Below are 827 nucleotides of genomic sequence, written 5' to 3'. Positions count from 1 at the left end.
GCCCTTGTCGGTGCGCACCTTGAACCAGTCGGTGTGGCGCAGCAGCACCTCGATCCACTCGCCCTTCTCGGCGATGTGGAACACCGGGTAGCCGCGGCCCGCGCCGGTGTGCATCTCGATGTAGGGGTCGCTGACCTGCAGCCGCTCGGGCGGGGTGTCCGCGGCCACCGCCGGCAGCGCAGCAACGCCCAACGCACAGGCGAGCGCCAGCCTTTGAAGGACGTGGCGAAGGTGGGCGTGAAAACGGCGTGGGTGCGACTCGGGCGAGAGGGCGAGGGTCATGCTGGCATTGTTGTCAATTTGTATTGCAGGTCCCCGTGTTCGGGTCTGCCGGCGTGAACATGTTGTAGGTCGCGGTGCTGAACTCGTCCTGGCCCGACGGCGACGGGTGGGTGATCCAGTACTCGATCAGCTTGACGTTGGCATCCTGGTCGTTCGGGAAGATCTGCCCGCCGCCATGCAGCACGTTGATCAGCAGCGGCTTCGCGAGCAGCCGGCTCTGCGTGGTCGAGCCTTCCACCACCTCGCCCTGCGCGGAGTAGAAGTTCTTGTACATGTCGGTCTGGCGGATCACGTCCGGCGTGTTGGCCGGGTCGGTCACGTCCAGCGCGGTTGCGCCGGTGGCGATGCGGAACGCGCCGCCGGTGCCGGCCACCGTGTCATGGCAGYCCGAGCCGGCGCAGGTGTTGGTGGTGGTCGTGCCGTTGTGCGTGATCGGCAGCGCCGCCAGGAAGATCGGGTTGATGCACTTCTGGAAGTAGGCGTACGACAGGCGCTGGCCCGACGCGCCGGCCGGGTTGTTGATCGTCGACGGGTTGCCCAGCGGG

General features: G+C 67.2%; 2 protein-coding genes. Both read right to left on the bottom strand.

What is annotated here, in order from left to right; translation table 11 throughout:
• Positions 1-282 (bottom strand): SH3 domain-containing protein (locus AC1D15_RS35120; RefSeq protein ID WP_477829718.1); only part of this gene is annotated, 282 nt, incomplete at its 3' end.
• 13 nt (positions 283-295) lie between these two features.
• Positions 296-827, bottom strand: a 532-nt coding sequence (locus AC1D15_RS35115) for a hypothetical protein (protein ID WP_477829717.1), incomplete at its 5' end; no start/stop codon positions are given.

The sequence above is a fragment of the Rhizobacter sp. P2_H2 genome (assembly GCF_056403375.1).
Note: the sequence above shows the minus strand (reverse complement) of the source record. Positions and strands in the feature narration are given on the sequence as shown.